At 69.2% G+C, this 8,090-nt stretch carries 9 protein-coding genes; 6 read left to right on the plus strand and 3 right to left on the minus strand.

From position 1 onward, the window contains the following. The first annotated feature begins 29 nt into the window (after positions 1-29). Positions 30-833, plus strand: a complete 804-nt coding sequence (locus ABE485_RS30700; protein WP_346519035.1) for an aspartate dehydrogenase — start codon at positions 30-32, stop codon at positions 831-833. Between the two features lie 67 nt (positions 834-900). On the opposite strand, the gene ABE485_RS30705 is transcribed toward ABE485_RS30700, so the two are convergent. Both ABE485_RS30705 and ABE485_RS30710 read right to left on the minus strand, forming a co-directional pair. After that, positions 901-2,736 (minus strand): ABC transporter ATP-binding protein/permease, encoded by a 1,836-nt coding sequence (locus ABE485_RS30705; RefSeq protein ID WP_346519028.1) that lies wholly within the window; start codon positions 2,734-2,736, stop codon positions 901-903. Between the two features lie 133 nt (positions 2,737-2,869). Next, complete coding sequence (locus tag ABE485_RS30710) at positions 2,870-3,757, minus strand: LysR family transcriptional regulator (RefSeq protein ID WP_346519029.1); 888 nt, start codon at positions 3,755-3,757, stop codon at positions 2,870-2,872. A 92-nt stretch (positions 3,758-3,849) separates the two neighbouring features. On the opposite strand from ABE485_RS30710, the gene ABE485_RS30715 reads away from it, so the two are divergent. From ABE485_RS30715 to ABE485_RS30735, 5 genes are all read left to right on the plus strand, one after another. Further along, positions 3,850-4,716 (plus strand): amidohydrolase family protein, encoded by an 867-nt coding sequence (locus ABE485_RS30715; protein WP_346519030.1) that lies wholly within the window; start codon positions 3,850-3,852, stop codon positions 4,714-4,716. Beyond that, on the plus strand, positions 4,713-5,702 hold the full coding sequence (locus ABE485_RS30720) for a tripartite tricarboxylate transporter substrate binding protein (protein ID WP_346519031.1): 990 nt from the start codon (positions 4,713-4,715) through the stop codon (positions 5,700-5,702). Before ABE485_RS30715 ends, ABE485_RS30720 begins: the two co-directional genes overlap by 4 nt. 168 nt (positions 5,703-5,870) lie before the next feature. Further along, on the plus strand, positions 5,871-6,257 hold the full coding sequence (locus tag ABE485_RS30725; RefSeq protein WP_346519032.1) for an RNA-binding S4 domain-containing protein: 387 nt from the start codon (positions 5,871-5,873) through the stop codon (positions 6,255-6,257). Continuing rightward, entirely contained in the window at positions 6,254-6,616 is a 363-nt protein-coding gene (locus ABE485_RS30730) for a translation initiation factor Sui1 (protein WP_346519033.1), read from the plus strand. Before ABE485_RS30725 ends, ABE485_RS30730 begins: the two co-directional genes overlap by 4 nt. 14 nt (positions 6,617-6,630) lie before the next feature. Continuing rightward, positions 6,631-6,984 (plus strand): DOPA 4,5-dioxygenase family protein, encoded by a 354-nt coding sequence (locus ABE485_RS30735; RefSeq protein ID WP_346519034.1) that lies wholly within the window; start codon positions 6,631-6,633, stop codon positions 6,982-6,984. A gap of 4 nt (positions 6,985-6,988) precedes the next feature. Here ABE485_RS30735 and ppk2 read toward each other — a convergent pair whose 3' ends face one another. Further along, a complete protein-coding gene (gene ppk2, locus ABE485_RS30740; protein ID WP_346519036.1) occupies positions 6,989-8,011 on the minus strand; it encodes a polyphosphate kinase 2 in 1,023 nt (340 codons plus the stop codon). Positions 8,012-8,090 lie beyond the last annotated feature (79 nt).

The following is an 8,090-nucleotide window of genomic DNA, read 5'->3' on the forward strand; positions in this document are numbered from 1 at the left end:
CCGCCGCGTGCCCAACCTTCCGGATTCCCATGAACAGCTACCGCGTCGGCATCGCCGGCTTCGGCGCCATCGGCCAGGCCGTGGCGCAATCCCTGGATGCCGGCCTGCCCGGCCTGACGCTCGCCGCGGTCGCGGTGCGCGACCCCAACACGCCGCCCGCGTTCGCATGGACCAACGGCGCGCCCACGTTCACCACGATCGGCGCGCGGGCCGACCACTGCGACGTGGTCGTGGAATGCGCGCCGGCGGCCGTGTTCCGCGACATCGCCGAACCCGTGCTGCGCGCGGGCAAGAAAATGGTGGTGCTCAGCTCCGGCGCGCTGCTGCGCCACGAAGACCTGATCGACATCGCCCGCCAGCACGGCGGCCAGATCATCGTGCCGTCGGGCGCCATCCTGGGGCTGGACGCCATCACCGCCGCCGCCGAAGGCGTGATCCATTCCGTCACGATGATCACGCGCAAGCCGGTGCGCGGCCTGCTGGGCGCGCCGTACCTCACCGACAACAACATCGACATCGAAGGCATCACCGAACCGCGCCTGATCTTCCGCGGATCCCCGCGCGAAGCTGCGGTCGGCTTTCCGGCCAATCTCAATGTGGCCGTCAGCGTGTCGCTGGCGGGCATCGGACCCGACCGCACCACGCTGGAAATCTGGGCCGACCCGTCCCTGGAACGCAATCTGCACCGCGTCGAAGTCGTGTCCGATTCGGCCGCGTTCTCGATGGAAATCCAGAACATCCCGTCGGCCAATCCCAAGACCGGCCGCATAACCGCGCAAAGCGTGGTGGCGGCGCTGCGCAAACTGACCGGGCCGCTGCGCGTCGGCACCTGAGTCCGCACGGGCCGCCATGCGCGGCCCCCCCTGTGCGGCGGGTTCCGCCGCACTTCATACCCACCCGCTACGCGGCCTCGCGCCGCAGCGGGTCGGCATGGCGGCCCGCCGCCATCGGTCCGGTCCTCCACCCGCCCTCGCCGTCCAGGTCCAGGCGGTGCGTATGGAACGCATCCAGCGTGCCGCGGTGTCCCACGCTGACCAGCATGCTGTCCGGCAGCGCATCGCGCAGCAGGCTGTAGAGCATGTGCTCCAGCCCTTCGTCCGTGGCCGAGGTGGCCTCGTCCAGGAACACGATCGCGGGCCGGTTGTACAGCACGCGCGCGAACGCGACGCGCTGCTGCTCGCCCAGCGACAACACGCGCGACCAGTCCTGCACTTCGTCCAGCCTGCCGGCCAGATGGCCCAGGTTCACCTGGCGCAACGCAGCCGCCAGGCGCGCATCGTCCGCCGGCTGCGCCAGTCCCGGATAGGCCACCGCGCCGCGCAGGTCGCCCAGGGGCAGGTACGGGCGCTGCGACAGGAACAGCGCGGCGTCGCCCAGCGGCCGCCGCACGGCGCCCTCGGCATACGGCCACAGGCCCGCCAGCGCGCGCAGCAAGGTGGTCTTGCCGCTGCCCGAAGGGCCCTTGATCAACAGGGCCTGCCCCGGGCGCAGGCGCAGGTCCAGGTCCCGCAGCAGCCGCGCGCCGTCGGGCCGCGACACGTTCAGGCCCTCGATGTCCAGGCCGTCGGGACAGGGCTGCGTATCCACCGACGGCAAGGCGCGCGCGGCTTCGTTGGCGTCCAGGAATCCGTTCAGCCGGTCCAGCGTCGCGCGGTATTGCGCGAAGGCGTCGTAAGAGCTGCGGAAGAACGACAGCGAGTCCTGCACCTGCCCGAAGGCCTGCGAGGTCTGCATGACGTCGCCCAGCTTGATGGCGCCGCTGAAAAAGCGCGGCGCCTGCAGGATGAACGGGAACACCACCGCGATCTGGCTGACCGACAGGTTGAAGCCGTCGAACTTCAGGCCCCGGTACACGCGCGCCCACAGGTTGGCGATGTAGGACGTGAACCGCGTCCAGAGCGTGGCGCGTTCGACTTCCTCGCCCTGGTAGAACGCGACGTTCTCGGCGTTCTCGCGCAGGCGCACCAGCGCATAGCGGAAATTCGCGGTCAGGCGCTCGGACAGGAAGTTCAGCTTGATCAGCGGCCGGCCGATCTTGAATGCCAGCCAGGTCGCGACGATGACGTACAGGTAGACCACGAACACCATCGCGCGGGGAATCTCCACGCCGCCCACCGCCAGCGGGCCCGACAGGCCCCACAGGATGGCGGTGAACGCCACCAGCGACACGATCGCGCTGAGCGCGCCGATGGCCAGCGTGCGCGAGCCGGTCACGAATTGGGAGATGTCCTGCTCGATGCGCTGGTCGGGGTTGTCGACGGGCTCCTGCAGGAAGTGGCCGCGATAGTACGCCCCCGCCCCCAGCCAGTCGCGCGTCAGCCGTTCATTCAGCCACACGCGCCAATGGATGTCGAAAGCCTGGCCCACGTAGCTGTCGGCCAGGCTGCGCACCACGTGCACGCTGGCCAGCACCGCGAAAATGCCCAGGAAGCGCCAGAACGCCGCCTGGTCCAGGGCCTGCAGCGAACTGTAGAAGCCGTTGTACCAGAACGAAAACAGCACGGTCATGCGCACCGCGAACATCGCCAGGAACAGCAGCAGGGCCAGCGTCAGCAGCGGCCGCCAGCTGCGCCGCGGCGTCAGGTACGGCCACGCCAGCCGCCAGAATTTGCGGCCCCAGCCGGTGGTCCGGGCCAGCACGAAGGCGGCCACGGCCAGCGCAAGGGCCGACAGGCCGAATGCGCGCGCAACCCAGAGCGCGCTTTCCGCAAGCTGCTGCTGCCAATTCAGATCCATGGGCCGGGAACCTCGCAAAGACGTTCCTGGTTAGATGCGGCGGCGGTGCCAAGTTCCGGCAAAAAACCGGCCTTAAGCCTGGCTTAAGTTGTTTTGCAGGATGTTGAATGCCAATTGAAAGAAGATGCCGGTTTCACGCGGCTCCCAGATCCAGATTGGCGAACAGGTCCGCCAGCGTCGGCACGCTGCGGGCCGGCCAGATCGCGCTCAGGTCAAAACTGGGCAGGCGTTCGCCGTCGCGCACCTCGCAAAAGCGCACGCCCCGAAACCCGATGGACCGGATCCAGCTGGGCAGCAGGGCCACGCCGCAGCCGCCCGCCACGCAGGACAGCACCGTCAGCGTGCGGTTGGCTTCCTGCGCCACGTGCGCGTCGTGGCCGCCCTTGCGCATGGCATCGAGAATGCCCGCATAGAACGCGGGCAACTGCGCCTGCGGGTACATCACCAGGCCCGCCTGCGCGATCTGCGCCATGGACACCTGGCCATCAGCGCCTACGTCGAATTCGTCCGGCACCGCGGCCACCAGGCGGTCCCGCAACAACTGGCGTTCCCGCATGCGCCCGCCCACCGCCACCGGCGTATGCATCAGGCCGATATCGATTTCACCGGTCTGCAGGGCTTCGGCCTGCTCGGCATTGCTCATCTCGCGCAGGATGACGCGCACGCCGGGCGCCTGCCTGCGCATCTCGCGCAGGGCGCGCGGCAGGGTATCGAACAGCGCCGACGACACCAGCCCCACCGTCAGCTGGCCGGCGCTGCCGCGTCCGATCTCGCGTGCGCGCCGCGCCGCCGCGTCGATGCGCGCCACGCTGGCCCGCACGTCCTCCAGGATGGCCGCGGCGGCGGGCGTGGGCGTCGTGCCCTGGCGCGACCGGTCGAACAGCCGCACGCCCAGGTCTTTCTCCATGCGGGTCAGCGCCTGGCTCAGCGCGGGCTGCGCAATGCCCAGCCATTCCGATGCGCGGCTGACGCTGCCCTGGTCCACCACCGCCAGGAAATACCTCAGATGCCGGGTTTCCATATCAATTCAATATATAAAAAGCAGGTTTGCAGAATGGAAAACTATACATCGCCTCCCTAGAATCCCGGCTATCAGAAGAACATCGCCGCCGCATGCCCGGCGCGCAGAACCAGGAGACCGATTTGCCCCCGCCCGTCACCGGCCCCGCCGTCGACACCCACGCGCACGTATTCCGGCAAGGCCTGGCGCTTGCCGACACGCGACGTCACACGCCCGATTACGACGCCACGCTGGCCGACTACCTGGGCCTGCTGGACACGCACGGGCTGAGCCACGGCGTGCTGGTGCAGCCCAGTTTCCTGGGCACGGACAACAGCCACATGCTGGAGGCGCTGCGCGCCGCTCCCGCGCGCCTGCGCGGCGTGGCCGTGGTGGCGCCGGGGGTCTCCGACGCCGAACTGCGGTCGCTGGCCGATGCCGGCGTGGTCGGCATCCGCCTGAACCTGTTCGGACTGGACCTGCCGGCCCTGGAAACGCCCGGCTGGCGGGCGCTGCTGGAACGCGTCAACGCGCTGGGCTGGCACGTGGAAGTGCATGTGCAGGCGGCGCGCCTGGACGGGCTGATGCCCGCCCTGCTGACGGCCGGCTGCCGCGTCGTGGTGGACCATTTTGGCCGTCCCGATCCCGCGCTAAGCGTCTCCGACCCCGGATTCCAGTACCTGCTGCGGCAGGCCGGCGGCGGCCAGGTGTGGGTCAAGCTGTCCGCCCCCTATCGCAACTGGACCGCGCCGGCCTGCGCCGCGTCGGGCCGCCTGGCCGCGCAGCAGCTGCTGGACGCCTACACGCCCGAACGACTGATGTGGGGCAGCGACTGGCCCCATACCGAGCACCGCCACCTGGCGTCCTACCCCGCGGCGACGCAGTGGCTGGACGCCTGGATCGACGACCCCGCGCAACGGCGCGTCCTGCTTGCGGACACGCCGCTGCGGCTGTTCAAATTCCAAGGAGACACACCATGACCCCTCTGTTCAAACGCCTGGCGAGCCGCGGCGCCCTGTTCGCCGCCGCGGGCCTGCTGGCCGGCGCGGCCGGCGCCGCCCATGCCGCCTACCCCGAGCGCGCCGTCACGCTGGTGGTCACGTATCCGCCCGGCGGCACCGTGGACGTCGTGGCCCGCCTGATCGGCCCCAAGCTGGCCGCCGAGCTCGGCCAGCCCGTCGTCATTGAAAATCGCGGCGGCGCCGGCGGCATGATCGGCGGCGCCGTGGTGGCCAAGGCCAAGCCCGACGGCTACACGCTGATGCTGGACGCGTCCAACCACGCGCAGAATCCCGCCCTGCACAGCAAGATGCAGTTCGACACGCTGGCCGACTTCGCGCCCGTGTCGCTGCTGCTGCGCGTGCCCAATGTGCTGGTCGTCACGCCCTCTTATGAAGTGAAGTCGGTGGCGGACCTGATCAAGCTGGGCCAGCCCGGCGCCAAGGACCACGTGTACTTCGCGTCGGCAGGCCCCGGCTCCGCCCAGCACCTGGCCGGCGAACTGTTCAACCTGCTCGCCAAGACCCAGCTGCAGCACGTCGCCTACAAGGGCGGCGGCCCCGCCATGATCGACGTGATGTCGGGCCAGGTGCCCGTCATGTTCGCCAGCATGGGCTCGGCCTGGCAGCACGTGAAGAACGGCAAGCTGCGCGCCGTGGCCGTCGGCGGCCTGGAACGCTCCAAGACCGCACCCGACCTGCCCACCATCGCCGAGTCCGGCGTTCCGGGCTACGAAACCTACGAATGGAACGCCGTCTTCGCGCCGGCCGGCACGCCGCCCGCCATCGTCGACCAGGTGTCGCAGGCCCTGGCCAAGGTGCTGAAGGATCCCACGATCGCCGAGCAGCTGGCCGGCATCGGCGCGGAACCCATCGGTTCCACGCCCGCCGACCTGGACACCTTCCGCCGCGCCGAGATCGACAAGTGGCAGCGCGTCGTGAAGGAAGCAGGCCTGAAACTGGATTGAGTACTGCCGGGCCTGCCGGCCCGGTTGCCGCGTAGCCGGTCCTGCGGCGCTCTTCGGAGCGCCGTTTTTTTTGCCTGCGGCAAACGGGCGCGTGCAAGGGAAGCCGGCGCGCCGGCGGGCGCGGCTATCATGGATGCCTTAGACAGTTTTTCCGCAGGAACCCGCAGGATGGACAAGATCCGACTCGACAAATGGCTTTGGGCGGCGCGCTTCTACAAGACGCGCAGCCTGGCCTCGCAGGAAATCGGCAAGGGCCGCGTTTCCGTCAATGGACAGCCCGCCAAGCCCGCGCGCGAAGTCGCTTCCGGCGACGTGATCACGGTGCGCAAGGAAGATCCCGCCGTGCAGGTGCGCGTCGTCGCCGTCAGCGGCGTGCGCGGTCCGGCCCCGGTCGCCCGCCTGCTGTACGAAGAAACACCGGAGAGCATCGCCGCGCGCGAACGCGCCGCGGAAATGCGCCGCCTTGCGCCCGAACCGGCGCTAGGCATCGAGGCCGGTCGCCCCACCAAGCGCGACCGGCGGCTGATCGATCAGATGCGGGGCAAGCCGCAATGAAGCGCAGCGCTACTGGCGGACTGGTCTACTCCACCGAGACCGGCCGCATGTGCCCCCAGTGCCGCCAGCCGATTGCGCAGTGCCTGTGCAAACAGGCCGCGCGCCCCGCGCCCGCCGGCGACGGTGTGGCGCGCGTCTCGCGCGAGACCAAGGGCCGGGGCGGCAAGAGCGTGACGCTGGTCAAGGGACTGGCGCTGGACCCCGTGGCGCTGGGCGTCCTGGGCAAGCAGCTGCGCACGGCCTGCGGTTCCGGCGGCACCGTCAAGGACGGCGTCATCGAAGTGCAGGGAGACCACTGCGACCGCATCATCGACGCGCTGACGAAACAAGGCCACCGCGCAAAGCGCGCGGGCGGCTGAACCAGGTGAACAACATGAATGATCTCGCCGTGGCGGATGTCGCCAGCTGGCATGCCCACGTGTACTTCGACGCGGCCAGCCGCGATGCCGCGTTCGCGTTGCGCGAACGGGTGATCGCGCAATTCGAAGGCAGGATGGAAATGGGGCGCTTCCATGAGCGCCCCGTGGGCCCGCATCCGCAATGGAGCTACCAGATCGCGTTCGCGCCGGAGCGCCTGGCCGAGATCGCGACGTGGCTGACGCTGAACCATGGCGCGCTGGACGTGTTCATGCATCCCAACACCGGCCATTCGCTGCGCGACCACCGCGACTGCGCCGTGTGGATCGGGCGCAGCCACGTGCTGAACCTGGCGGCGCTGGGCGGGTGAAGGCCTACAGCGCGCGTCCCACGATCAGCGAGTCCAGCGCCATCTGCGGGTCGTCGCTCTTGCCGTCATACGGGATGCGGCTAAGCACGTAGCGCATGGCGTTGAGCCGTGCGCGCTTCTTGCAGTCGGACTTCACCACGATCCAGGGCGCATCCGCCGTGTCGGTGTGCGCGAACATGGTTTCCTTGGCGCGGGTGTAGTCGTCCCACTTGTCCAGGGACGCCAGGTCCACGGGACTCAGCTTCCACTGCTTGAGCGGATGCACCTTGCGCTGCAGGAAGCGGCGGCGCTGCTCTTCCTGGCTGACCGAGAACCACAGCTTGATCAGGAGGATGCCGCTGGTGACCAGATGGCGCTCGAAATCGGGCGTCTGGCGCAGGAAGGCCAGGTATTCGTCCTGCGAGCAGAAGCCCATGACGCGCTCGACGCCCGCGCGGTTGTACCAGGAGCGGTCGAACATGACGATCTCGCCCGCGGTGGGCAGGTGCTGCACGTAGCGCTGGAAGTACCACTGGCCCTTTTCGGTGTCCGACGGCTTTTCCAGCGCGACCACGCGCGCGCCGCGCGGATTCAGGTGTTCCATCATGCGCTTGATGGTGCCGCCCTTGCCCGCCGCGTCGCGCCCTTCAAACAGGATCACCACGCGCTGGCCCGTGGCCTTGACCCAGGCCTGCAGCTTCAGCAGTTCGACCTGCAGCTTGTATTTCTGCTTTTCGTAGTTCCGGCGCAGCATGCGGTGGCGGTAGGGGTAGATGCCCTCGCGCCAGTCCACCGCCAACTCGTCGTCGGGATTGCGCCGGCTGCGCGTCGCGTGCGTCGTGTTGGCCTCGAGCAGCGCGCGGTGCACGGCCTGCGCGTCGTCCGGAGACAGTTCGTCGATGACCGAACGCAGGGCTTCGTGCGCTTCGCCGGGCGCGCCGACCTTGTAGCGGCGCGCGATATCGGCCAGCACCGACGCGGTTTCCTGGCGGGCCGCGTCCTGACGCGCGACCACGCGTTTGCGGATCTCGGCGGCGGGCTCGATGATGGGCTCGGCTGCAACCGTGGCAGCTGCCTCGGCGGCGGCTGTCGGCGCGGCCTTGGCGCCGCCCGGCGCGGGCGCGCGC

It is taken from the genome of Achromobacter spanius (assembly GCF_039673305.1).
Classification (GTDB): domain Bacteria; phylum Pseudomonadota; class Gammaproteobacteria; order Burkholderiales; family Burkholderiaceae_B; genus Achromobacter; species Achromobacter spanius_F.